The 26,160-nt window shown below is 43.0% G+C and carries 21 protein-coding genes and 1 pseudogene; 16 read left to right on the plus strand and 6 right to left on the minus strand.

The window, feature by feature from the left end:
• Positions 1–10 precede the first annotated feature (10 nt).
• Positions 11–676 carry a DUF3299 domain-containing protein gene (locus AACT19_RS18005; RefSeq protein ID WP_054542561.1) on the plus strand — a complete coding sequence of 222 codons (666 nt, stop codon included), beginning with the start codon at positions 11–13 and terminating at the stop codon, positions 674–676.
• Between the two features lie 164 nt (positions 677–840).
• Complete coding sequence (locus AACT19_RS18010; protein ID WP_017086380.1) at positions 841–2,040, plus strand: carbohydrate porin; 1,200 nt, start codon at positions 841–843, stop codon at positions 2,038–2,040.
• A gap of 94 nt (positions 2,041–2,134) precedes the next feature.
• Here the strand turns inward: AACT19_RS18010 and AACT19_RS18015 are convergent, their stop codons facing one another.
• A complete protein-coding gene (locus tag AACT19_RS18015) occupies positions 2,135–2,602 on the minus strand; it encodes a hypothetical protein (RefSeq protein WP_017086381.1) in 468 nt (155 codons plus the stop codon).
• A gap of 343 nt (positions 2,603–2,945) precedes the next feature.
• Here AACT19_RS18015 and AACT19_RS18020 point away from each other — a divergent pair, with 343 nt between their 5' ends.
• Both AACT19_RS18020 and AACT19_RS18025 read left to right on the plus strand, forming a co-directional pair.
• Positions 2,946–3,950, plus strand: a complete 1,005-nt coding sequence (locus AACT19_RS18020) for a Solitary outer membrane autotransporter beta-barrel domain (protein ID WP_076647863.1) — start codon at positions 2,946–2,948, stop codon at positions 3,948–3,950.
• A gap of 181 nt (positions 3,951–4,131) precedes the next feature.
• Positions 4,132–5,193 carry a sensor domain-containing diguanylate cyclase gene (locus AACT19_RS18025; protein WP_076647866.1) on the plus strand — a complete coding sequence of 354 codons (1,062 nt, stop codon included), beginning with the start codon at positions 4,132–4,134 and terminating at the stop codon, positions 5,191–5,193.
• Between the two features lie 36 nt (positions 5,194–5,229).
• On the opposite strand, the gene AACT19_RS18030 is transcribed toward AACT19_RS18025, so the two are convergent.
• The gene (locus AACT19_RS18030) at positions 5,230–6,225 is read right to left on the minus strand and encodes a helix-turn-helix domain-containing protein (protein WP_076647869.1); all 996 of its coding nucleotides are present in this window, start codon (positions 6,223–6,225) and stop codon (positions 5,230–5,232) included.
• 159 nt (positions 6,226–6,384) lie between these two features.
• On the opposite strand from AACT19_RS18030, the pseudogene AACT19_RS18035 reads away from it, so the two are divergent.
• From AACT19_RS18035 to AACT19_RS18050, 4 genes and pseudogenes are all read left to right on the plus strand, one after another.
• Positions 6,385–7,506: pseudogene (locus AACT19_RS18035) on the plus strand (HlyD family secretion protein).
• Positions 7,496–8,515 carry a DUF2955 domain-containing protein gene (locus AACT19_RS18040; RefSeq protein WP_076647872.1) on the plus strand — a complete coding sequence of 340 codons (1,020 nt, stop codon included), beginning with the start codon at positions 7,496–7,498 and terminating at the stop codon, positions 8,513–8,515. Before AACT19_RS18035 ends, AACT19_RS18040 begins: the two are co-directional and overlap by 11 nt.
• Positions 8,516–8,537: 22 nt before the next feature.
• Entirely contained in the window at positions 8,538–9,638 is a 1,101-nt protein-coding gene (locus AACT19_RS18045; RefSeq protein WP_017090544.1) for an AI-2E family transporter, read from the plus strand.
• Positions 9,639–10,298, plus strand: coding sequence for a potassium channel family protein (locus AACT19_RS18050; protein WP_004731606.1), 660 nt, complete (start codon positions 9,639–9,641; stop codon positions 10,296–10,298).
• 145 nt (positions 10,299–10,443) lie between these two features.
• On the opposite strand, the gene AACT19_RS18055 is transcribed toward AACT19_RS18050, so the two are convergent.
• Entirely contained in the window at positions 10,444–10,983 is a 540-nt protein-coding gene (locus tag AACT19_RS18055; RefSeq protein WP_076647875.1) for a DUF3332 domain-containing protein, read from the minus strand.
• Positions 10,984–11,242: 259 nt separating this feature from the next.
• Positions 11,243–11,404: a hypothetical protein gene (locus AACT19_RS18060; protein ID WP_162838714.1), complete on the minus strand. Its 162-nt coding sequence runs from the start codon at positions 11,402–11,404 to the stop codon at positions 11,243–11,245.
• A 266-nt stretch (positions 11,405–11,670) separates the two neighbouring features.
• On the opposite strand from AACT19_RS18060, the gene AACT19_RS18065 reads away from it, so the two are divergent.
• Complete coding sequence (locus AACT19_RS18065; protein ID WP_076647878.1) at positions 11,671–12,264, plus strand: hypothetical protein; 594 nt, start codon at positions 11,671–11,673, stop codon at positions 12,262–12,264.
• Between the two features lie 215 nt (positions 12,265–12,479).
• Here AACT19_RS18065 and AACT19_RS18070 read toward each other — a convergent pair whose 3' ends face one another.
• Entirely contained in the window at positions 12,480–12,689 is a 210-nt protein-coding gene (locus AACT19_RS18070; RefSeq protein ID WP_004731601.1) for a hypothetical protein, read from the minus strand.
• 930 nt (positions 12,690–13,619) lie between these two features.
• Here AACT19_RS18070 and AACT19_RS18075 point away from each other — a divergent pair.
• The 6 genes from AACT19_RS18075 to AACT19_RS18100 all read left to right on the plus strand — a co-directional run bounded on the left by AACT19_RS18075 (position 13,620) and on the right by AACT19_RS18100 (position 23,555).
• A complete protein-coding gene (locus tag AACT19_RS18075; protein ID WP_004731599.1) occupies positions 13,620–14,552 on the plus strand; it encodes a siderophore ABC transporter substrate-binding protein in 933 nt (310 codons plus the stop codon).
• A gap of 99 nt (positions 14,553–14,651) precedes the next feature.
• Positions 14,652–15,605 (plus strand): ABC transporter permease, encoded by a 954-nt coding sequence (locus AACT19_RS18080; RefSeq protein WP_076647881.1) that lies wholly within the window; start codon positions 14,652–14,654, stop codon positions 15,603–15,605.
• Positions 15,598–16,548, plus strand: coding sequence for an iron chelate uptake ABC transporter family permease subunit (locus tag AACT19_RS18085; RefSeq protein ID WP_076647883.1), 951 nt, complete (start codon positions 15,598–15,600; stop codon positions 16,546–16,548). Before AACT19_RS18080 ends, AACT19_RS18085 begins: the two co-directional genes overlap by 8 nt.
• A gap of 12 nt (positions 16,549–16,560) precedes the next feature.
• Positions 16,561–17,325 (plus strand): iron ABC transporter ATP-binding protein, encoded by a 765-nt coding sequence (locus AACT19_RS18090; RefSeq protein WP_017094730.1) that lies wholly within the window; start codon positions 16,561–16,563, stop codon positions 17,323–17,325.
• Between the two features lie 289 nt (positions 17,326–17,614).
• On the plus strand, positions 17,615–18,640 hold the full coding sequence (locus AACT19_RS18095; RefSeq protein WP_076647886.1) for an HD-GYP domain-containing protein: 1,026 nt from the start codon (positions 17,615–17,617) through the stop codon (positions 18,638–18,640).
• Positions 18,633–23,555 carry an ATP-binding protein gene (locus AACT19_RS18100; protein WP_076647889.1) on the plus strand — a complete coding sequence of 1,641 codons (4,923 nt, stop codon included), beginning with the start codon at positions 18,633–18,635 and terminating at the stop codon, positions 23,553–23,555. Before AACT19_RS18095 ends, AACT19_RS18100 begins: the two co-directional genes overlap by 8 nt.
• 132 nt (positions 23,556–23,687) lie before the next feature.
• Here AACT19_RS18100 and AACT19_RS18105 read toward each other — a convergent pair whose 3' ends face one another.
• Positions 23,688–24,578, minus strand: a complete 891-nt coding sequence (locus AACT19_RS18105) for a LysR family transcriptional regulator (protein WP_017094732.1) — start codon at positions 24,576–24,578, stop codon at positions 23,688–23,690.
• A gap of 227 nt (positions 24,579–24,805) precedes the next feature.
• Between AACT19_RS18105 and AACT19_RS18110 the strand changes: the two genes are divergently transcribed.
• Positions 24,806–25,981, plus strand: a complete 1,176-nt coding sequence (locus tag AACT19_RS18110) for an MFS transporter (RefSeq protein ID WP_054545657.1) — start codon at positions 24,806–24,808, stop codon at positions 25,979–25,981.
• The last annotated feature ends 179 nt before the right edge of the window (positions 25,982–26,160 follow it).

Consider the following 26,160-nt stretch of genomic DNA (forward strand, 5'->3'; position numbering starts at 1 on the left):
GTAGATTTTGATGGTTGATTTAAAATCAATATGCTCATTTTTGATGTTCTGTTGTTTGTCATTTTCATCATTGGCTAGTGAAATAAAAGTGACGTACTGGGATGAGTTAGTTCCGAATATGGAGTTAATGGAGGATCCATTTCAAAAGTTAGATAGAAATCAGATGTTTGACATGGCGACTATTGCTCGCTTTAAAGAGGCTCAGTCTAAAGACGGTTTTGTGGCAAGTGACGAAGCAACGCAAGAAATCGTTGAAGTGACAGAGAGGTTGAGAAAACAAAACGTCGATGTTGAAGCGTTATTTGTAGCTCGCGAACAGATTATGAAGCAACGAGAAGCGTTGGGTTCGAAACCCAATACTGAAGTGGTAGGTAGTAAACATCGCATCCCTGGTTACATCACGCCGATTGAAATGGATGGCACTAAGGTGACCAAGTTCTTTTTAGTACCTTCTGCTGGAGCCTGTATCCACACTCCACCACCTCCAGCGAATCAACTGGTGTTGATAGACTACCCGCAAGGCATTGAATTGGTGAGTTTAATGACACCGGTTTGGGTTGAGGGGCAGTTAACAGGGCACCAATCGAAAGAAAATGTGAATTACTCTGACGGCGCAGCCAACGTGCAGTCGGTCTATGCTATGAAAGCGGACGGTATAGAACAGTATCAACCCTAGCTAGTGCGTCTAGTTGAATACAATCTATTGTTGGAAGTATCTAAATCACTCAGTGTCATCAAATGACAATTTTCAATGTGAGTAATGAATAGAATAAAACTAACTTAAAAAGCACTGGTGACATGATGAACTCAAGATTCTCTAAAATAAGTATGGCTATTGTGATGGCGGCTAGCCCAATGAGCGGCGTTGTTTACGGCGCTAACTTTGAAGGCCCAGATTCTGTTGAAAATACAATTGCAGAGCAGAAAGCACAAAAGAAATCTTGGAGGGAGTCATTAGCTGAAGATGGTTTTACATTTGGTGCAGATTACTTTGCTTTGGGGCTGACCTCTGGGGATGGGGTTGGCGGCGATAGCGTTGATGCATCGTCGGGTGTGGCACGATTATACGGTTCATGGCATCTATTGGGAAAGGGCACACAGAACTCAGGTAGCCTGGTTTGGAAGGTGGAACATAGGCATGCTTATGGTGATACTGCGCCAAAAGACTATTCATTCGGCCCTCTTGGTTATGTCGGTGCAATTGGCCCTGCATACAGTGACCAAGGGTTCCGTGTTACGGACTTAAATTGGAAGCAAAAAATCAACGATGGCAAAGGCACTATTGTTGTTGGTTGGCAGGATGTAACGAACTATGCGGATGTTTACGCTCTAGCAAGCCCGTGGTCTGGTTTTACTAACTTGGCATTCTCGACAGGCTCTGGTGCGATGGGCTTACCTGATGACGGTGTATTGGCCCTTTCTGTTGGTCATATGCTAGGCGAAAACTTTTATGTGGTCGGTGGTATCGCTGATGCAAATGGTCAGTCAGATGATATTTTTGATGGCTTTGATAGCGCTTTTGGTAGTGATGCGTCTTACTTTACAACACTTGAATTAGGTTGGACGGCTTCACAAGAACTGATTTATACCGATAACTTCCATGTGACGTTCTGGGACTTTGGTGACGATACTCGCCACAGTAATAGCCTTGCTGCGGAAGGTGGCTCGGGCGTTAACTTCTCATGGAGTCAGTTCATGACTGATCAAGTTATGCCGTTTGTGCGAGGTGGTTTCTCAGAAGGGGATGTTGCCCTTTACGATAAATCGATTTCTGTTGGTATGGGTTACTTTGGATTAGGAAAACCAACCAACAATTTAGGCGTGGCACTTAATTGGGCAGAAGTGAATGGTGATTCTTTTGCGTCTGATGCGAAAGCAATAAGTGGTAATACAGAGCAATGGACGGCTGAAATTTACTACAACATGCAACTCAACGATTTCATCCAAGTGACACCTGATATTCAATACATTAAAGATCCTGCGTTCTCCAATGAAAGTAGCGCTTGGGTGTTTGGTGTTAGAGCGAGAGTCTTTATCTAACTTCTCTGTTTGTTAATCGCTGAAACGTAAAGAATAGATGTAAAAGTGAACCTGTTTGGCTCACTTTTTTGTCTTAGGTCTGTATCAAAAGCGGCTATGCTTTTTCGGCTTTGGGCGTGTCATCGAGTGCGAAGTAGATCTTTGAAACAATAATCTCTGCGACCAAAATCGTGAATACCACAGCGAAGAACGCTACGACACCATTCCATGGGCCTGTAAAGTCTACCTTGTCGCCAAACAAGATATTGATGGCTTCCAACATTACAAACTTAGAACCTACTAAGATGACGTAACTGGATAAACCACGATAAATCTTAGGCGCAGTGCCGGGTTTAGACTTGAAGTAATCTGCGAGCCTATGTTCTAAGCCAATAGACAGTTTGAGCAGGAGTTGTAGCAGAATCGCAGCTGCAAATGAGATAGTGAAAGACTCGATATTGACGAAGTCCCAGTATTCATCAAAAAAATTAAGAACGGTTAAATCAACGAGTACGGCGAGCGTGTAACCGACAAAGAGTCGTTGGGGCGTATTAAATCCATATACTTTTTCTATATTGCTCATCTACTTCTTCCTGAGTAAAGGGTTATAAAAAACTTAGGAGTTAACCCTATAATTTTCAACCACTTATTGTTTTATATGCGAAACAGGTCTTAAAGTCAGTTTGGCGCATTATGGTAAGTAAGGGTTTTAAGAATGATCCAAGATAAGACTCCAATTTAGGCAGAGGCGCATATGATTATTCATTTTAGAATCCAAGACGTAGAAGAACTTTGGGGAGCCATCGATTTAGCAACGCTCTTGCAGTTGGAACTGAGAGCAGTATCAACCACACCGTTAACTCTCTGATTGAATTAGTTAAGTTACTAATTACACTTAAAGCATAAGTTTGAATGGAGTCAACTTAATGCTTTCACCCCTATCGCACTATCCCCGTTCTATTATTCTGCTCTTAATGGGCCTCAGTTCTTCCTCGGCCTATGCATCCAATGAATTGATTCAGAACCGCTTAGAGAAGATATTTTCTGTATCAATTGCGCTGACTGACAGCGATGCCATTTCAATTGGCTTTGTGGATTTTGATCCTAATTCGTTTATCAACTTAAACGACAGTGGTTTTGGATCCGATAAAACCATCGATACTCGAAGCCAAGTGAGTGTGGGCTCCATCCCTTACTCTTCCGTGATTAAAACGGATGACCCTGACTTCGACCTTATTTGGTCTGTGCGAGGGTCTTATGCGCTTTCTGAACAGGATATTGAGATCTCATCAGATGTGACTCCTGACCGTCGTGTTAACCCAAATGAAGACTCGGTATTGGGCCTGTATGGCTTTTTCGGAGGGCAAAACCATTTAAACCAACATTGGTCTATCGCCTATGGCTTAGGCACTCACTTGCTCTATTACCGCAATAAATACGAATACAACAACAGCTACTCTCAAGCATCTCAATCTCAGCTAGACGGCTACGCGTTGAATACATCAGCATGGGCGCTTGTTGCAGAACCTTCAGTCAAACTTCAATACTTGCAACCAAAGGAGTGGGGCAGTTGGAATGTGTCTTCCAGAGTTCGTTACTTTTATGGAACAGGCTGGGGCGAAGCGAACGATGGCGATATCGGTAACCCAGAAGGGATGCGATTCATTAATGAACTCGAGTTTAGGCAAAATGTAGCGCTCGATGCTTGGTCGCTGAATAACCCTCAAATCCACTATAACTTAACAAGAATCGATGTCGCGGGTGATTTGACTGCTCCTTTAGATACGCACTATTACTATGAATTCGGGGCCGGATTAGTATTTGATGTGCCTTATGACTCTTACTTTTTTGACAACTTCGGAATTGGAATTAACTTCAATTATGGCAGCTCGTTGAGCGGTGGTAGCTTGTTGTTCTTACTCAATAATTAGTTGTTCCCGATTAATAACTAGCTCTTTCTATTAAAGAACTCGTTTCTTCTGATCAATAGTTAGTATAAGCCTATGCGCTTAATGTTCGACATGTAATTTGAATTTGTATGTGTCGTAAAATGGTAAATATCTTAGTGGAAACTTAGCCATCATAGTCATTCGCCCATCACTAGAGCAGACTATGAATAAGTTAAGTTTTGACCGAAAAATGCCGCTATACGTGGTGTCCACACTTGCCCTTAATATGGCAGTTAGCTTGTGGTTATTGAGTATGGCTTCTTCGGCAGTCATGGCTTTTTCTGTATGCGCGTTGTTTTTTCTCAGTACCCTCATTACTGCGCGCCTATATCGACATGAAATGGCTCAAAGCAAGAATAGCTTGTCGGAAGCGATCATTGATGGCGTCGCTGGTTTTATTGTCCTCGATAGTCAATTGAGGGTCATACAAGTGAATCAACAGTTCTCTCGGGTTTCAGGTTATGCCTTTAATCAAGTCGAGTCTCGCCCGATTTCTGATCTCTGTTTTATGAATAACAGTAGTTTAATATCGACCATTACTCGCTCACTCAAGGAAAACCAGAGATGGAAGGGTGAGTTGAGTGGAGTCAGTCGACTTGGTGAACATTTTACTGTGAATGTGGTTGTCGAAAAGTTAGTTGAAATACTGTCGCACAATAATAAATATGTGGTGACCTTTACGGATATTAGTCGACGTAAAGTATTAGAACGTCGATTAAGAATGTTGGTGGACACAGATTCTCTCACCGGGTGCTGGAACCGCCGCCGTTTTGATAAAGATCTTAATCATTATTCAAACTTAGCGGAGCGTTATGGTTACACGCACTCTTGTTTGGCGTTGATCGATTTAGATCATTTCAAGGCCATCAATGATAATCATGGTCATGACCAAGGTGATTCAGCGCTGAAAGAGGTCGCTGAACTGTTGAGAAATAACAGTCGAGACACTGACATCGTCGCGCGAGTCGGCGGAGAAGAGTTCGCTATCTTGATGCCTGAAACCAATTTAGCAGAAGCGTTTGAGGCGATGTATCGATTGAAAGAAGTGATTACCAAAGGAACAACATTGAACCTGACTGTGAGTAGTGGTGTGTCTGAAATACAGGCGCAAGCCGAAGCGACCTATCGCAGTGCAGATAAGGCACTTTATCGCGCCAAAGGTAACGGGCGAAATAGAGTGTGTAGCTCGAGCTCAGGCTGTGCTACTCCAATTGCCCTTGGTTAGATGCAGGCTGTGCTTGGTTGATCAATCGAGCGGAGTCTAAGCCGATATCGATCGTTGGTAAATCTTCGGCGTAAGACCAGACACCCGTTTAAAGGCTCTCGAGAAATGCGAGATGTTGGTGTAACCGAGCTGGCTAGAAATGTAGGTCAGCGTGTGACCTTCTTCCATCAGTTCACATGCTACTGAAAACATCAGGTTCTCTTTGATCTTTCGATATGTGGTGTTTTCATTTTTGAGTTTGCGTTGGAACGTTCGCACCGAAAAGTTGAGTAGCTCAGCGGCTTCTTCAAGAGAGAGATCTTGTTCTTTCATGTACGGCTTTAGAAGTTCATAAACGCTATCGGTAAAGCTGGTATGCCACTCAATCAGTGTCGGTTTAGCACTGAGTTCTTTAGAGGTTAGGCGAATTGGGAGTTGTAAGATTTCTTCAGGAATAAGTACAGCCGTCGACGACTGATCAACAAACAGTTGGCAGCTACTTGGTACCAGTGTTTTGACGACATCGATGTCATGTCCTTGCAGACGCACCTTATTAGGTAACCATGGGGATTGGGATAAAATGGTTATTAATTCAATGATATATGTAATCGCAAAAGCTTCCCCCCATTGAAACATAGGGGAATTGTCTTCGGGGGCGGTTCGACAAAACCAGCTCTGACCGTGTTCTTGAATAAACTCGACTTTGCTGCCTGGGGAGTCGTAGGCAAAGATTGAATTGATCTGTTTTAGTGCATCACCAATGGTTTCGAATTCGGTAAATTGATGCAAGACATTTGGGATGATTCGACGTCGAAATGCGAGTCCAAGAATATCGGTGAACCGAGATACGCCGAGTTGTGCCGATGTAAGATAAATCAAACGCTTAATGGATTCCGATGGCACAAAATCACTTTCTGATTCGATAAGGTCGGGTGGTAAACCGGAATCTTTAAGCAACAGATGTAAATCAAAACCATAGTCAGAAAAAACCTGAACCAGAATCTTGGCGTAGTTCGTTTGAATTACCGGGACTTGGTAGTGACTAGAGGTCATTGGAATACAATCCTGTATATATTGTTGCATTATTAGACGTGCATATCATTTGCAACGTTTTGTTTACTAAATCTAACCCTATTTACTTGAGTTTTCCATCGCTGGGTTTATTTTTAAAGTATTAATTTTGTTGATGTTAGTTATCTAGAAGGGAGTCCCATGTCAGAAACCAAAGGGAATAAGCAAGAAGCCAATGAAGAAGTTGGCCAGTAAGAAAATGGAAAAGACAAAGTAAGAAAGGTCACAAACTATCTATTGTTGTTTGTTGCATTCATGTTGATCTTCAGTGTCATTTCAGACCGAATCATCCCTATTACTGATAATGCTCGTGTAAAAGGTTATATCGTTCCAATCAAGCCAGAGGTGTCGGGTAAAGTACTCGATATACTGGTTCAACCTAACCAACTGGTTAATCAAGGCGATAAGTTAGCCATTTTAGATGAGTCTGATTACCAAATAGCCGTACAACAAGCCGAGCAAAATTTAGAGATTGCAGGCCAAAATGTCGGTGCTCAAACCGCGAGCATTGCTTCAGCTCAAGCAAAACTCACTTCAGCGATTGTTGAAAGACAAAACACCAAACTGCAAGCCAAGCGTGTCTTAGAGATGGCAGACAAAGGTGTGGTTTCTAAATCAGATGCAGATAAAGCGCGAGCAGCATTAGCGACCTCTCGAGCAGCTGTTGTGAATGCAGAGGCTGATCTTGAAGGTGCGAAGCAACAAATGGGTAAAGAAGGCCAAGAAAACAGTCAAGTGAAAGCGGCGTTGCTGGCACTTGAACAAGCTCAATTGAACCTAGAGCGCACCGTGATTACCGCGCCGACACAAGGTGGTGTTTCTAACTTTAGCCTCTCTGAAGGTTTCTATGCATCAGCAGGGCAAGCAATCATGACCTTTGTTTCAACCGAAGATATTTGGATTGAAGCTTATTATCGAGAGAACAGCCTAGGTAATGTAACGGTTGGTGATGAAGTTGAAGTGGCGTTAGATTTCGCACCGGGCAAAGTGGTAAAAGGGCGCGTAAGTAGTATCGATTGGGGTGTTGATTGGGGGCAAAATGACCAAGCAGGTAAGCTTGCTCAAGCTAGCCAACAAACGGGTTGGTTGCGCCAAACACAGATGCTTCCCATCACCATTGAATTTGATAATGAAGAAGTGACAGGCATGCTCCGAGTGGGTGGCCAAGCGGATGTGATTGTTTATAGCGGTGGCAACTTTGTGTTCAACGCGATAGGCAAAGTATGGATTCGTCTGATTAGCGTATTGTCTTATGTCCGATAAGCCGATTCCTGACCAACAAACACAGCAACGGATCCTGCGATTTACGGTCGGGGTCACGTTGGCTGTTTTCTTGGCGGCGTGGATAAACTGGCCACTTGCGTTTGTGGCGCCAGTGTTCACAGCTAAGTTCTTAATTGATAAACCAAATCTCCATAAGGAAACGGTCTACGAATTGCTTTTGGCCGTTGTGGTGACGATGGGGTTAGGTTTATTGCTGTCGCGAGGAATTACCCATTACCCAATCCCATTGCTGATTTTAGTGGGGTTAATGATGCTTTGGGGTTACTACTTGTTTGTCGACCCTAAATGGAACCTTTTCGCCACCATATTGTTGATTGCAGTCTTGATGTTGCCATTCATGGCGATTGATAACCCTGGCGTTTCGGTAATGCTGGCCTCTGGCTTAGCAACTTCTGGGGTGGTTTCAGTGATGATCTTTGCGTTAGTGCATGTATTTTTCCCTGAGCCTAAATCGGAGTTCTCAGGCTTCGCTGCTGTGCCACTCGAAAAGAAACAGCGTTGGTATGCAGCCTTTAGGGCGATGATTATCTCCTATCCAGTGGTATGTTTTTTCTTTATCTTTCAAATATCTGAAGCTTTATTGACAATGATGTTCATTGCGTTGTTATCGTTGATGATTACGTCAGAGAAGTCGATAAAGTTGAGTGCTTTTCTAGTGATAAGTAACGGTATCGGGGGATTGCTCGCGATAGCGGCTTTTTCAATCCTTTCGATTGTTCCTAATATTATCTTCTACTCTTTATTCATAGGCTTGGTCGCTATTGTGATCGCCAAGAAGATCTACACGGTTCCCGAAAAAGCGCCGATTTTCGCCACTGCATTTAGTACGTTGTTAGTACTTGTCGGTAGCACTTTGATGAGCTCAGGCGACATCGATAGCAACACTCTTATACGCATATTCCAATTAGTGTTAATTGGTATATATATGATTTTGGCTTCTTTATTCCTAGAAACTCGGAATTGGAAGTTCCTACAAAATCAGCCTTAATTATGTCTTACAAGGACGTCTCATGAAGTTAACCGATGATTTTTCAAAACAGGCGATAGACGCTGCCATCAAGATCGCAGCAATTGCCATGCTCGTGTATTGGTGTTTCTCGATTTTACGCCCATTTATTCTATTGGTTATTTGGGGGGCGATCATTGCGACTGCGCTCTATCCAGTTGCTGTCGCGATTTCAAATAAGACGGGAATGTCGAAAGGAAAAGCCAGCGCATTACTGAGCTTTATCGGAGTACTGTTACTGCTCATTCCTTTAGTTGCGCTCTCTTCCGGTATTTACACCAGTGCTTCGGACCTAATGACAGGGCTACAGGACGGAACCTTGTCTCTGCCGAAACCCAAAGAGTCCTTGCAAGATATCCCATTAGTTGGCGAAAGAGTTTATGCCGCCTTGGTCCATGCTTCTTCGAATATAGAGGGCGTGTTTATCACGTATGCAGACGAACTTAAGGTATTTGCTTCTAAAATGGCCTCGATCTTAGGCTCATTGGGCGGTGGTTTTGTCCAATTTATTATCTCAACCATCATTGCAGGTGCGTTCATGAGTAATGCCGAAAAATGTCAAACCGGTGTGACTCACTTAGTGGTTCGTTTAACGGATGGCAAAGGCGTAGAGCTTGTGCAGTTATCTAAATCGACTGTGCGCAGCGTTGTGCAAGGTGTGATTGGTGTTGCTGTGATTCAATCTATCATGTCGGCAATTGGTTTGGTCATCGCGGGTGTTCCAGCCGCGGCATTGTGGGCGCTAGCGGTGTTACTGGTCGCTATTATTCAGTTGCCGCCGATTCTTGCTTTGTTACCTGCCATTATTTACATGTTCAGTGTTGAATCGACACTGGCGGCGAGCTTATTCTTAGTGTGGTGTATTTTGGTAAGCGGCAGTGACGCTATCTTGAAGCCAGTACTATTAAGTCGAGGCTCTCACATTCCAATGTTGGTTATTTTACTCGGCGCACTGGGCGGAATGGCGATGTCAGGAATCGTCGGTCTGTTTGTTGGTGCTGTGATACTGAGTTTAAGCTATGAGCTGATGATGGCGTGGCTTGGGCTTGAAGAGAAAAACCAACAAGAAACTGAGAAAAAACCAGCAGAGGCAGAGGAAAAATAGATGAAGCCAGTCTCTAAAGACGACAACTTCTACTTCTTATTCTATGCACTGTTGGTGTTGTTTTTTGGTTGCGCGGTGATGCAGCAGTTTTATCCGCAAGGCCAGAAAACAATACTATTTCTCATCATCATTACTCTGGCGAGTTCAATTGTTGGTATCCATAAAGAGCGAGCTTTGTATCGCTCTTGGTATGGGCTGTTATTGATTACGGCATTAGTGTCTGGTGTGTTTTCGTTTTTGGAAGGCTATAACCTGTCGATAGTGACGCTATCAGCGTTGGCTGTGTTCTTGTTTTCACACATTTACTCGGCGTTGAAACAGGTGATGAAAGCCAAAACGGTAACACCCAATCACATTATCGGCTCGATCTGTATTTACTTGTTGTTGGGATTCGCTTGGTCGACCATCTACTTGTTGATTTTAGAAATATTCCCCAACGCCTTTAATGGGTTAGAAGAGCAAATCTGGCTAACCAATTTGTTTAATGCGATGTACTTTAGCTTTATCACGTTGACTACGGTTGGTTATGGTGACATATCACCGGCATTACCTATTGCTCAGTTCTTCGTGTTTATGGAATCCATTATCGGCAGTTTTTACTTGGCCATAATGGTGGCAAGTTTGGTGAGTATTCGGCTTACACAGTCTCAATCCCAATAGAGCGGATACAAATAATAGATCATATACAAACAAGCCCGGCAATTGCCGGGCTTGTTCTGTTTTACGCTTTTTAAAGTCAAACCTAGCTTTGAGATTGAACTCCCTATGGGCTACGAATCTTATGCCTTAGTGTGAGCTACAAACCTTAAGCTTCAGTGCCTTGTATCTTCTCTAATTCATCGATGGTCGTTTGTGACACAAGCTGACCATCCATGTAATAACTAACGTTTTGACCCTCTTTGATACCTGTCAGAGTTGCCGTTTCGCCAGAGGTATAGACGATGTCCATTTGAACCGTGTTTTCGTCAATCTTAATCATCTCACCCGTTTCAATCGTGCGATTATTTGAAATTGGGCCTACAGGGGCTTCTTTCAGGCTTGGGTCTAGGTCGTCGTTCACTTCGAAGTGTGTATCTGTTTTTGTATCAAATACGTGTGGCGAGCCACTGATTGGGTTTTTACCTGTCCAAAATTCAAGTGAGTTGAATACGACATAGTCGGCTGCGGTTGTAATACCGTACACAGGCGCTAATAAGAAGTTTACACCTGCACGAGCATAGCGGTTATCGACAACTTCAACGTTAAATTTCATCACTTTCCCTGTTACGGCGTTGCTGCCGATACAACCAGTTAGCGCAGAAGCCAAAACCGTTAGTCCTACAATTTTAAGTGCAATCTTTTTCATTTTAGTACCTGTATAAGTTAGAAGTCTGTTTTGTTGGAACAGGTGTAGTATGGTTTTTATTCGATTCAGAGTTTTACCATTTAACGCCACTGACGATAGAAAATTGGTTATGTACTTTAAGCATCACAAGCTAGATCTAGAAAACCAGACATAGAAAAGCTGGCTACAAAAATCGGAGCATAAAAAAAGCGCGACCTAATAGGGCGCGCTTTTGAGTATTTGGATAAGTCGTAATGAAAACAACGACTCCAATACAGAATTACTTCATCACATATGAATAGGCCGATACGACAAGCCAGCGGAAAAATCGAAATAAAAGGGTAGTGGCTTTAACGGTAAACTTGGCGATTGATACCGTTGCTTCTGCACCAACGCTAACGCACTTATGCAGATCGGATTCTTTGTATTCTGAATAGGTCATATGGTTTCTCATTTCTCGCTGTTGTCTTTCATATGTAAGTAATGACTCCTGTCTGGCGATATACCCTGTGCGACTAATGTACGAATATTCATCGATAGAAACTTACCATTTAATGCCAAGTAGTGTAAAAACTAGCCAAAAGATAACGTGTTGAGAGAAATTAAGTACGTACCTAGATGTAACCTATCAAGTTACCGAAAAAACGAGGTTATATAGTGGTATGATCGCGGGCTCAGCACCATAAGTGATAAAGAATAGGAAACAGAATGACTCACCTTACCGATCAGCAAGAAGCTGCAATGGCGACGTTTAAGGAAAACTTACACCTTCCAAATGGTGGTTTTCATAAGCTGATTATCGATCTAAGTAAGGAATATCAGCTGCCATTTCAAAAGGTGCGCGCCGTTTTAAAGAAAGCTCAAAAAGACGTGGAGCGACAGATACGAGAAGACTTTACCAGTGTTGATGACACGGTACTGAGCCAAGCCAATTGGGTAAATATCATTAAGTCGAAACTTGTTGAGCTAGCGGAAGAAAACCAAACAGTCATGGATAAGCTTCGACAAAACCTGAAGTATCAAAAAGTGTTGTCGGCAACCAATGGTTCAATCACAAGTGAAGATGAACGTGATGAGTTGATTGAAGAATTGATTCAAGCTTATGAAAAAGAGGTATTCAAACCTTTACTGGCTATGCTGCATACAACAAAGCTGTATTGGAAATTAATGCTGGTGGATGAGACATGTAAGATGAATGAGGAGAATCGTGAGAAATTCAGTGATTACCCTCAACACATGCAAGCTGCAGAACACTTATATACTCTTGATCAGAAGTTAAGGTCGATACCGTTAACGCAATGATAATGACTCATTGGTGATTCAGAGTTTGATATAAGTTGGTTTCAATAGAAGTACGATAACCTAGCTAGCGTTAGCCGCGTGTGAAATGCAAAAAGGGCTAGGTTTCTGTTCTGTTTTACTTCTACTCTATTTTGTTCTGCTAGAGCGAATTGAGGGTGACATCTTTTACATCTTTGGGACTAAACGGTGTTTCTTTTTGTAGCCTATGGGAAATGCTATAGGAGTGTGAAATGTCCTAGGGTGTTTCCGTTGCCTGAAACAATAGTTCCGATGCTTTCTCGTTCATTAAATTCAAAATCGATGAGATAACTGTGATGTTGTAGCTTGGGCAATATGTGGCGGTGGAGTATATCGCTATTGAGCTGTCGAATCTCTGTGACCCATGAAATTTCTTCTTTGTGTAAGTCTATTTTAATCTTGAGCATTTATTACCTTTTAGTTTATTGACTGATTTGTCGCGTGATAGTTGGTACCAATGGGTTTGTCGTGTTGTTCTGCGTGACATAACTGTGCCTTGTGTTTATTACATTTATATTTAAGTGATCGATCTATTTTGACTTCGCTAGCAAAAGAGCGAATGACGATAGATCGGTAGTGAGGATCGAATTTAAAAGCTATTGAATGACTATCTAGGTGAAAGCTGACGCAGAGATGGTGTAACGAGGAAATCGAGAACTGTCTTTGAGGAACTTGGACTTACTTTAGCATTAACAGCTCTATAGATTAGAGCCAAGTGGCGCACTATACGCCTAGTTTTTTGAATTGCAACTCTATTTTTAATTAAATATTAAAAATATTTTTGATTGATTTGCCGTCGCTTGTTGAGAGTTAAATGAGCGAAGGACCGATAATTCACCATGATACCTGACCGATGTTTGGCTTTGCACCGCTTTGTGTTCTTTGTCATTAGTGGTTTTATTTGTTCAGCTAATTTAGTGATGATTAAGTCTCTGTTATATATAATCTTTACATTGTAAATTTCAATTCGTGACTCTGAGATTTAGCGTTGTAATTACAGGGTTTTCGAGCACTTTTCCCCATCAGTTTATTCTTCAGATTGATGATCATTTTCCTCTTCGCGTCTTTTTGTTATTTCTGATCCCTAGTATCTCTCCTGACTACGCAAAATATGAATACTCACTTTTACGTTTCTGAATAATAAAGTTGTTGTGCCGCCAGTTTAACACAAATATAATTGATAATAGTTCTCAATTGCGTTACGGGTTTGTTATCAAAGCAATGACAGACTTTAAATTATCGTTATTTAGCCGTTGTGTACGCACCATACTCGCCTATGAGTAATGTGACTTTCATTGTCATGAGTGGTGGTTAGTATCAATGGCAAAGGAAGAAACATGAAGAAAACAATCAATTCAGTTCGCCAGTTGTTAAGCGGGCTTGCCATCGTTCTTGCATCATCATTACTGATGACCGCTCAAGCGAAAACCGTGACCATTGAACACGTAAAGGGCACGGCGCAGTTTACTGAAGTACCACAGCGCGTTGTGGTACTTGGCTTTGGTAGCTTGGATGTGCTTGATCAAATTGGTGTACAGCCAGTTGGTGCGCCTCATAGCTTGCTGCCCGATTACCTAGCTTCGTACAAAGAAACGACAGCAAATACAGGATCATTGAGTGAACCTGATTTTGAAGCTATCTACATGTTGAAGCCTGACATCATTATCGCGGAAAACCGCATGCTTAAGGTTTACGACAAGCTGGCACAAATCGCTCCAACGGTCATGTTCTCTATTGAAGGTGATAAATACTGGGCTGATGCTCAGCAAAACTGGCGCGCGCTAGGTGACATCTTTGGTAAGCAAGCTGAAGTAGAAGCGATCATCAAAGAGACTCAAGCGTCTATCACTGCGGTAAACGACAAAGTCGCGTCTGACGAAACTTCAGCAATGATGCTGATGAACAACGGCAACAACATTGCGATGTTCAATAAGGGCAGTCGCTTCTCGATCATTTTTGATGATTTTGGTTTCGAGGAGTCAAAGAGTGCGACAGTGGCTCCAATTAAAGGGACTCACGGCAACCTAATCTCGTTCGAATACATTGCTGACGCAAAACCTGAAGTGCTTTACGTTCTTGACCGCGAAAAAGCGATTGGCAAATCAGAAGGTCGCGCACAACAGCTGTTTGATAACCCATTAGTTGCGGCGACACCTGCAGCGCAGCAAGGCAACATCGTTTACCTTGATTCAAGTGCTTGGTATTTGGCGGGTGGTGGCGTGACAGCGATTCACAGAATGCTTGGCGACATTGAACGAACGATTCAATAGTCATCAATCATCAGATTTTTGGGCTTATAAGAGCGTTCTTATAAGCCCTTTTTCACTTTTCATACGGACTCAAAGAGCCCTACCTTTAGTATTATTTCTATGTTGAAACCCATTGCCGCTGCTGTATTTCTTGTTGTGTTATGCGTTATGTCATTGATGATTGGAGTCGCTGAGATCAGTTTTAGCGACTTCTTCAATGGCAACCAACACGCCAACTCTATTTATGTTGTCAGTCGAATCCCTCGACTGTTCGCGATTGTGCTTGCCGGTGCGGGCTTGAGTGTCGCTGGCTTGATCATGCAACAGATCGTGCAGAACAAGTTTGCCGCGCCTTCGACTATGGGCACCATTGACTGCGCCATGCTTGGGTACATAGTCGGTATTCTAGTGCTAGGCAATACAGCGCAATGGAGCTACTTAGGCTTTATCTTCGCGTTTGCAGTGTTTGGCACCATGCTATTGGTCCGCTTTCTACAACACCTTAAGTTTAAGAACGCGGTATTGGTGCCTTTGATTGGCATCATGTATGGCAACGTTGTTTCGTCTCTAACAACCTTTATTGCTTATAAGTACGACTTAGTACAAACCATGTCGGCATGGACAATGGCGAACTTTGCGAGTGTGTTGCAAGGCAGCTATGAAATTCTTTACCTCGCAGTGCCTGCTTGTGTGTTGGCTTACTACTTCGCGAGTCAGTTCAGTGCGGCGAGTATTGGCGAGAGCTTTGCGAAAAACATCGGCTTGAATTACCAGAAGATCGTCTTCATTGGTGTTGCATTGGTCGCTATCTGTGCCTCTTCTGTAGTGATGATCGTCGGTGTTATCCCATTCCTTGGCCTTATCGTGCCGAATATCGTGTCGCTGATGATGGGCGATAACATGAAGAAGATTCTGCCTTGGACAGCCTATTGGGGCGTGATCTTGGTATTGGCTTGTGACTTGTTAGCTCGAATCGTCATCTTCCCTTATGAGATTCCAATCTCGATGGTAATCAGCATCTTTGGTGGCTTGATTTTTATCTACCTAATCATGAGAGACAAGTCGAATGCGTGATTCAGTAAAAATTGCGATTCTGGCCATCGCGTCTTTGTGTATGGCGGCAGTATTTGTGGGGCAGGGACTTACGTGGGATAACTATGAGTTCTTCTTGTCTCTGCGACTACCTAAACTACTGTCAATTGTGTTGGCGGCGGTGGCGATTTCTGCATCGTCATTGGTGTTCCAAACCATTACTAATAATCGAATTCTAACCCCATCCATCTTGGGCTTTGATAGCTTGTATATGCTGGTTCAAACGGTACTTCTGTTTGTGTTTGGCAGTACCAGTTTCTGGGTGATTGATTCAATCGCAAACTTTTCGATGTCTGTAACTGTGATGATCTTGTTCTCGTTTGCTCTGTTCCATTTCTACTTTAAGAGCAAGCGAAATAACGTATTCACACTGCTTTTAATAGGCATCGTGTGTGGCAGCGTATTCTCGAGCTTAGCGAACTTCCTTGCGATGTTGATTGATCCCAATGAATTTGCGGTGCTGCAGAATGTGATGTTCGCAAGCTTCAATAACGTGAAAGGTGAACTGGTTTACCTCAGCCTTATTCCATTAGGTTTGAGCTTGCTTGGCCTGTGGTTGTTAGCGCCTAAGCTTGATGTACTTTGGCTTGGTGTTGATAACGCTACAAGCTTGGGTGTGAACACCAAACGACTGACTCAGATTACTTTGGTGATTGTGTCGGTAATGGTGGCAGTATCTACGGCTTTGGTTGGCCCAGTGCTGTTCTTTGGTTTAATCACCGTGAGTTTAGCTCGCCAGATATTCCGATCTTATCAGCATCGTGTGCTTATCATCGCAAGTAGTTTGTTAGCGGTAGTGCTCTTGGTTTCAGGCCAATGGTTTATCGAAAAAGTAATGGCGTTTGAAACCACAGTGAGTGTGATCATTAACTTAGTCGGTGGTTTGTATTTTATGTTCTTGTTGTTACGCACCAGAATTCAGTAAAGGTAGTAAGTAGTGATTAAATTAACAGGTTTAACTAAGAAGTATGGCAAGTCACTCGTGGTTGATGATGCCAGTGCTATGTTCCCTAAAGGAGAAGTGACTTCTATCATTGGCCCAAATGGTGCGGGTAAAAGTACGCTACTTTCAATGGCGAGCCGCTTAACCGAAAGTGATGCGGGCGAGGTCGTTATCGGCGATAAATTACTGGCTGAATGGGATACCAAAGAGCTAGCCAAGCACCTTGCCGTGTTAAGACAATCAAACAACATCAATATGCGATTTACGATTCGTGAGTTGGTCTGTTTTGGTCGTTTTCCGCATTCACAGGGTCGCTTGAAAGACGAAGATCATAAGATCGTCGATACAGCGCTAGAGCACCTTGGCATTACCGACATTCAAAACAAATACCTTGATGAATTGAGTGGCGGTCAGCGTCAAATGGCGTTTATCGCGATGGTTGTGGCGCAAGATACAGATTACGTGTTCTTAGATGAGCCTCTGAATAACCTAGATATTAAACACTCGGTTGAAATCATGCAGACGCTGCGTCGCTTAGCGCATGAGTTTAATAAAGCGGTGGTGATCGTGATTCACGACATCAACTTTGCTTCTTGTTACTCAGATAACATTGTGGCGATGAAGAAGGGCCAAGTGGTTAAGTCGGGTAAGGTTTCGGAAGTGGTTGAAAAATCAGTGATGGAGTCGATCTACGAGATCCCATTTGAGATTCGTGAGTTCGATGGTGTTCGAATCTGTATGTATTATTCTGGTCGTTAGGTTACTGGGTCTCTAGCCTGCTTAACCCCCTAGTTGCCGAAATGAAAAGAGCTCCCATATGAGGAGCTCTTTTCGTATGGTTCATATGTCCAAGACAGCATATTCCCTCTTGTGTTATACGCTAATCTCTGCCGTATTTTTGACATCAGACGAGGATCAAACCGTTAGTTTGATGTCACTCGAAGATCGACTCTTCATTTTTAACAATCATTTGTCATTTTCATGTTGAGAGGTACGAAAACCCATCTACACTATGTTTATAACTGTTTGATTTTTATACGAGGTGTCAATGAGTCGTAAACCTATAGTGTTAGTCGTGGATGACACCCCAAGTAACTTAGATGTGTTAACGGCAATCCTCAAAAATACCTATCAAGTTAAGGTCGCGATTAACGGTACTATCGGTATCAAAATAGCGAAGATGGTGCCGCAGCCAGATCTTATTCTCCTTGATATTATGATGCCTGACATCGATGGCTACGAAGTGTGCCGTCAATTAAAAGCTCAGCCAAATACTGCGCATATCCCCATTATATTCGTTACCGCGAAGATTGGCCCTGAAGCCGAAGTAAAAGGCTTGTCCTTAGGTGCTGTTGATTATTTAACGAAGCCAATTACACCTGAAATTGCACTACAACGTGTAAAAACCCATATTGCTCTTTATGACCAGCAACGCGCGTTGTTTAGTCAGGTGAAAGAGAAAACCCAAGAGATCAATCTCGGCAAACTGGAAACGCTCAACATATTGGGTAGAGCGGCTGAATTTAAAGATAACGAGACGGGCATGCACGTTATGCGCATGAGCCATTATTGCGAGATATTAGCCAAAGCCTTGGGCATGACAGACGAAGATGCCGAGACTTTGCGTGATGCAGCGCCAATGCATGATATTGGCAAGATTGGCATTCCTGACAGTGTGTTACTGAAACCAGGGAAATTGGATGCCGATGAATGGATTACCATGCAGAAACACGTCGAGTTCGGTGTTGAAATCCTTGGTAGGCAGGGCGATTCCAAACTGATGCGTATAGCCATTCAAGTCGCGCAGTATCACCATGAAAAGTGGGATGGCAGTGGCTACCCAAACCAGATAGCCGGCGAAGATATTCCATTGGTCGGACAAATTGCGGCCGTTGCTGACGTATTTGATGCCCTGACAGCAGAGCGTCCTTATAAGAAGGCTTGGAGTGTCGATGAGGCGCTGAGCTTGTTTGAAGAACAGAAAGGCAAGCATTTTGATCCGACTATCGTCGATATATTTTTTCTAAAGTTACCTGAGATTCTAGCAATTAAAGAGAAATTTAGAGATGAGTGATCGTTGGGTTGTACTGATTAGTCGTTACGTTAAATCCCTATTTTTGCTCATTGCCTTGGCGAGTTTTGTGACAAGCGTGAATGCAGAAACGGCACCCGATCAAGAAGAAAACCGATGGCAAGATACTAAACTTGAAGTGACATTCATTGCGCTGTCCAGCCATTATCCTTACTCATTTATCGGTGACGATGGAAAAGTTGATGGCATCATTCGTGACTGGGCTAATGATCTTGAAGAGCGATTTAAAGTCAAAGTTAATTTCATTAGCGTGGACTCTCACTCTGAAGCAAAGCAAGCTCTGTTAGACGGAAAGGGAAACGTATTTCCTTTTCAACAGTTTGATCCAAGTGCCGGAGGACGCTTCCTTCAAACCGACCCCTATATTTCATATCAAATTGCCGTCATTCTTCCTACCGAAGATCATCTCAATAATAAAATAGAGCAAGAGGCCAAAAGGCGAATTGCCATGGTACGAGAAAGTATCGACCTGGAGCGTTCTGGTGTGCAGCTTAGCTCTATTGAGGCGGTTGAGTTTGATACTTCCATTGATGCTATTCGAGCTTTGGAGGATGGTTCTGTTGATGGCCTGCTGGCTGAACCTGTGACCACAATGGATCTTGCTCATAAAAGTGGTGTAGAAAATCTAGCGGTTAATTACGTACTCGATCGTTGGAAAAATATAAAGGCGGCTATGGTTGTTCGTTCTAGCGACATTGAATTGCTTAGCTTATTGAATCAACAAATTGAGACGTTTGATATAAGTAAAAAGAACCGAATTCTATCTAAATGGTTAGATGGTTCGCCTTACCGCTCTCCAGTGAAAGGTGTATTTGGCTTCGGGAATCCACCTTACATGTACCCAGATAGCACGTCAGTAGGGCTAGAGCATGACCTGATGCAAAGAGCTTTGAATGATATGGGCTTTCGGCTTGGTGACGTTGTCACTCTTCCTCGAAGTGCTGCTAGGCAAGCTATCGATAACAACAACTCAATATCATTTGTTTCAGGCGTTCAACTTGACGACCCTTCGTTGCACTTCGTCAGTGATAAGGTTATGGATGTTGATTTTGTCCCTGTCTCATTAAAGAGGCGTAACTTGGATTTAAAGTCAGCAAAGAATCTGTCATTGGGTGCTTTGCTATTTGATGAAACATCACCAATTAAAAACTCGGTAGAAGTACTGAATAGCCAATTGAGTATTGAACGTACAGAAGATCTCGATAGCTTGGAATCAGCGTTCTCCCAATTGAGAGCTCAAAATGTAGACTTATTGATGGTAGAAAGACGCGTGTTAACTTGGTTTGTGACTAACACGCGGTTTATTGAAATGCGTGAAATTGAGCTGCATGAAGAATATAAAGTGAGCTACCCCATCTATGTTGATTTTAGAGGCTCTGAATTAAGAGATCGCTTTAATGCTGCATTGAGAAATCTCAAGAATGAAGATAGCGATTTCGAACAAATTCTTAGAACACAAGTTAAGAACGATTTGACTCCGGTTCTGAAGAAAGCCGATATTATCGCTCAGGTATCCGCTTATTTTATCGTAAATGACCGTTTTGAAGAGTTGCCTAAGATTTTTGATATATTTGATGCAGATAATACTTTCACTGTGATCACGGCGCTCGCAGACAATAATAAACGACCGCTTGAATCTTGGTTTTTAGGCGATGTATCAACGCCATCATTGGAGAGAAAAAACACGTCTAAGCTGTCATCGGTGACGAAAGGCGCTGGATATAAAACACAAACGGGTAGCAGCAATGCCGGGTTTATGACGTTCTATTTTGATGTGGATTCAGTGGAAGGAAACTATGTTTATTTTCCTGCGATTGAACAATTTAATACCTTTGGAGAAGGAGCACAGCGCTATATCTCAGATATTTACCAATCAAACAACTTGACTGGCGAACTTCTGAACCTCAACCAAAATGAACGTCAATGGGTAAAGTCTAATCCAGTTTTGAAAATCGGTATTGATCCTAACTCTTTGCCTTATGAGGCCGTGTCGGGCTCCGGGGAATACATCGGGATGATCGATGATTACCTTAAGCTGATTGAACAGAAAACAGGCTTACGCATGAAGCATGTCGATGTCGGCAGTTGGCAAGAGACTCGACGACTCGTGGATCACAGACAAGTGCACCTTGTCTCCGCTGCGGTGGAAAATCGTTCACTTGGCGAAAACGTGAAAGCGGGCAAACAGTTATTTTCTAGTCGTTTGGCCATTGCCTCTAGGCGAGATGTGAATAGCCTTGTCTTAGAAGAAGCTGCTGGTTGGAAAATCGGTATTTTAGAGGGAGGCGCCAACACAGAAGCCATCGTAGACAGTTACCCAGATATAAACTGGTCTCTTGTAGCAGCAACTAATGATGGCTTAGAACGGGTCGATTCTGGTGACCTTGACGCTATAATTGATACCGTTGACATCCTCAATTACTTGATCGATTCATTTGGCTATCGAGGGATTGGTATTATTGGTCGATTGGATTTCTTTTTGTCGCCAACGTTCCATGTCATCAAGTCAGAACCCTTACTCTTGTCTATTGTGAACAAAGCAATTGGCAGTATTTCCGCTGAAGATCACCAAAAAATATCCGCTAAATGGGCTGCGCCAAAATCGATCGAGAAAGTTGATTATGAGTTGGTTTATACCATTTCACTTTTTTCGTTGGTGATCGTCTTAATCATCGTATTTTGGAATAGAAAACTCACAAAGCAAATAGCGATTGCCAATGACGCGACAGAAGCGCTTCGCAAAGCACAACATCAGCTTTATAACATTTTGAACACTTCACCAATAGCAGCGAGTGTGGTTGTCGAGGAACAGGTTCGTTATGCGAATGATACTGCGAAGCGTCTGTTTGGAGTAGAACGGACAGAGTTGAACTCTATAAATGTTGAAACTATTTATAACTCTTTGTCTGATCGTGATTCGCTATACAAAGAGCTCAACCTCAAAGGTAAAGTAGTAAACCGAGAATTAGTGCTTAGGAAGTTTGGTGGAAGTAGTTTTGTGGCTCTTGTTAGTTACTACTTGCTTGAGCTTGATGGGGAAGTAGCAACACTATTTTGGGCATTCGATATTTCAGAAATGAAACGCCTAAACGAACAACTTGAAGAAGAGAAACAGAGAGCCGATCTAGCTAGCCAAGCTAAATCGGAATTCTTAGCCAATATGAGTCACGAAATTAGAACGCCAATGAACGCAATAATTGGTTTGTCTTATCTGGCCATTGGCGAAATATCTAATCCTGTTGCTCGAAACTATATTGAGAAAGTGCACCGTTCGGGGCATTCACTGTTAAGCATCATTAACGACATCCTCGACTTCTCTAAGATAGAGGCGGGACAGCTTGTCATTGATAGCATCCCATTTGATCCCGTGACGACATTCCAAGATGTCATTGAGTTGATGGAATCGAAAGCGGATGAGAAGCAACTTAAGTTGTCTATGTCGATAGATCCAGAGCTAGATACTCCGTTGATTGGCGACCCGTTAAGACTATTCCAAGTCATTCTTAACTTGATTGGTAATGCCATCAAATTTACATCGCATGGGAACGTGACTTTGAATGTTACTCATCTCGAATCCAATGATCGCAGCGTGAGTATGAAGGTGGTTGTTTCCGATACAGGGATTGGCATTTCAGAAGAAAATAGGCACAAGCTCTTTCAAGCATTCAGTCAGGCAGATAGTACTACCACGAGAAAGTTTGGAGGTACTGGCTTAGGGCTAAATATCAGTCAAAAGCTCGTGCAAGCCATGGGCAGTAAAATTTCAGTCGAAAGTGTTTTGGGTAAGGGCAGTGAGTTCTTTTTCGTTCTCACTTTGCCTAGGTCAGATTCAGAAGAACTGGCGCACTTTAAATCACAAGAGCTCAAGTTGGATTATCACATCGAGTTCAAAGGGCAAAAGGTATTACTGGTTGAAGACAATGAATTAAACCAAGACCTAGCATTGGCATTTTTAAAGCGATCGAAGTTGAACGCTGACTTGGCCGAGAACGGGAAAGAGGCGGTAGTGCTAGCCGAAAATAATGACTATGAAATGATTCTTATGGATCTTCAAATGCCCGTAATGGATGGCTTTGAAGCGACGCGTCAGATCCGTGAGTTTGATACGCAGGTTCCTATTATCGCGATGTCCGCCAATGTGTTTGCTGATGCGAAGCAAAGAGCAAGAGACGCAGGTGTAACGGACTTCTTAGACAAGCCGATTATCATCGATAAAGCGACTTCTTTGATCATCAAATACATCGTGCCGGAGGTGATGGTAGAAGGGAAAGTAGCGTCGTTAGATAGGCAGGCAGAACAACTCGAAGGTCTAACAAGTCAACCTAACAGCATTGATGTGATCAGTGTGTTTTCTCAGCAACGATTTGAACAGCTCACTCATCATGATGCGGAACTACAAAATAAACTGGTTGGGAAGTTCCATAGCAGTGCGCCAAGTATGATGGTTGATGCGTTTGATAATTTGGCACAAGACGATTGGATTACGCTTGAAAGAAACCTGCATACATTGAAAAGTATGGCAGCGTCGATTGGCGGCCTCCGGTTTGCTGATTTGATGGGAGAGTTAGAAGATAAAGCTCACAATCGTTTGTGTGATGAGCAAGCCCTCAGAGAAGGTGAGGCGAGGTTAGTTGAGCTTATTACAGCAACGGAAAGCCTGATTGTGAAGCCACAAGTAGAATACATGAGTGAAGCGAGTGCGATGGGAACCGTGGTCAAAGAAGATCAAAGGGTTAAGCTGCTCTCGCTGCTGGAAGCTTACGATAACGATGCAACGCAATACGTGGCCGAGTTACTTGCAGAGTATCCAAGTTCTGCTGCGCTTAACGATGTACAACGTGCGTTAGATAATTATGACTTCGAGCGAGCGTGTGAGGTTCTCCACACCTTGGAATAAGCCGCTTTGCTTCGTCGGTATATTACAGTTGCTGTCTTATCGCGATTACTGTCTGAATAACAAGCACTTCAGTATTAAAGCCTTTAACCTTTTGGGTTAAAGGCTTTAAATTGAATCAACTAATCAACGCTTCTAACCACTCACGTTTTGTTTGATAAGATCGATAACTGTATCGTATCGGTGCGGCAGTTTTCTGTTTCGTTTTTGAACCAGATACAGTATTTCCTCAACCTCTACTTTGGGTGGCACAACGTGCAACTTGTCTCTTTCTGGGAAGTGCTCAACGGCGCCAGCCGGTAAGACGGTAAAGCCTAACCCTTTCGATACTGGCAGCAAGATCTGGTGAAGCTGATTGATGTAGCCAGATCTTGGTATTTCATTAACGTTGATGTTCGCGAGATCCTTGTCTCCACACAGATCGAAATACAAAGACAGGTAGTGAGCAGAATCTGGGTGCGCAATCAGGCCAATGTCATGAAGTACTTGCGGCGTTATCTCTAAATCAACAAAGCTGTGATGGACAATAAGACACAGTGCTTCTTTACCAATGACTTGGCTCTGATAGTAACTGTCGTTTGGGGAGTGCCTAACAATGCCGATATCGGTGGTGCCTTGGATCAGGTCGTTCAATATCTTTTTGTTTGGAGCGGCTTCTAAGTTAATGCTCAGATCTTGGTGTTGCTGCTGAAGTTCAAGAAGCTTGGGATACAGACGTAAAGAGAGTGAACCAGAGCAAGACAGGTGACATTGCCCAGCATAAGGATTATCAAAACTCAGAGATTCGAATAAATCTTCTTGGTCTTTTTCTAGCTTGAGCGCATAGCGATACATAATCCGACCCTGTTCGGTCAGCTCGAAGCTTTTATTTTCTCTCGATAACAGGTCACAATTGCAAGCTTGTTCAAGCTTCTTGATGTGCTGGCTGACCCCTGGTTGTGTCATGTACAACTTTTCTGCGGTTTGGGTGAAATGTCCAACTTCAACCAGAGTCTTAAATGTATTGAGCCAAAGTGGATTGATCATACTCACCTTCAAATGCTAAAGCTTATAAATAACAGAAAATTATTATTATCTTAAGTAATGATAATTTCAACTCTAGCGTCTTAAGTAACGTTAATCAAAGTCATATGGTGGTAACTATTGATATTGCTCTATTGGCCGCTTTGTAGAGTTGCTATGAGTAACAAAGTGTTGCGACTTTGTTGATTATTTGGTCTATTGACCAACTGTGCTCATATTTAGGAACGAAGATGAATAGAAATGTTTGGCTGCTCTCACTGTGTCAGGCCTTGTTGATGACGGGTAACATATTACTGATCTCGGTGATTGGCTTGATCGGTAAGCAGATTGCGCCCAGTGTGAGCATGATTACCTTGCCGGTTGCGCTGCAGTTTTTGGGTTTAATGGCAGCCACTATTCCTGCGTCTTTAATTTCAGGCAAGTTAGGGAGAAAGCGAGGATTTAGCATTGGTAATGTGGTTGGCATTACAGGAGCTAGTCTTGCCACCTACGCACTGTCTCAGCAAAATTTCTATCTGTTTTGTTTCGCCACGTTCTTACTTGGAATAGGCATAGGTTTTGGCACGCTTTATCGTTTTGCTGCTATCGAAGTGTGTGACGAAAATGCACGCCACCGTGCGATTTCAATATCAATGGCTGGTGGCGTGTTGGCGGCGGTACTCGGGCCTAACTTAGCGATCATGTCTCAACAATGGTCAGCAGATGGCTTGTACATTGGTGCTTTTGCTTCTTTGATTGGGTTGAATATTCTTGCGTTACTCATCTTACAAACCATTCAGTTTCCTAAAGTCTCTTTTAATAGTCAGGCTCCCAAAGCCGATCCTTTAGGTGTGATCGTTAAAGCACCGAACTTTATTGGTGCGGTCTTTGCGGCCATGGTTGCTTACGCCGTAATGAACATTTTGATGACTGCAACACCATTGGCAATGATTGGCTGTGGTTTTGACTTTACGAAAGCTGCTGGCGTGATTGAGTGGCACGTGTTGGGCATGTTTGTACCTGCATTTTTTACCGGATCACTTATCGAGAGGTTTGGCTCAAGAATGATGATCTTGGCAGGCGGGATTCTGTTCGTCGTCTGTATCGCGATTAACATTCATGGCGAATCTATTTGGCACTTCAGAGCGGCTCTAGTTGTGCTTGGTGTGGGTTGGAACTTCATGTTTATCGCGGCAACAGGTTTGTTTAGTCAGTCCTACCAATCGCAGAATAAAGCTAAGGCACAAGCGTTTAATGAATTTATTGTCTTTGGCTGTGTGACTATTACAGCGATGCTCTCTGGTTGGCTAGAATCGACAGCAGGGTGGCAGAACCTCAATATCTACGTATTGCCATTCGTGTTAGCTGTTATCTTGCTGTTCGCATTTAGTGCTCGTAAATCGCGTATTCAAAAGCAGCCTGTGTAATGGCTCATCGAATGGTGGTTCAGTAAATTCGTTACTGTGATTAGAACCCTAGTATCTCGAACTACGACCAATAAAAAGCCCTACCAAATCGGTAGGGCTTTTGCTTACGGCTTAAATAATAACGTTTCCTTAAAACTGCTGTCTTGGCTCATGCTCGAAGACAACAGTGCTTAAGCTTG

It is taken from the genome of Vibrio sp. 10N.222.47.A9 (genome assembly GCF_963872585.1).
In the GTDB taxonomy this organism is placed as follows: Bacteria; Pseudomonadota; Gammaproteobacteria; order Enterobacterales; family Vibrionaceae; genus Vibrio; species Vibrio splendidus.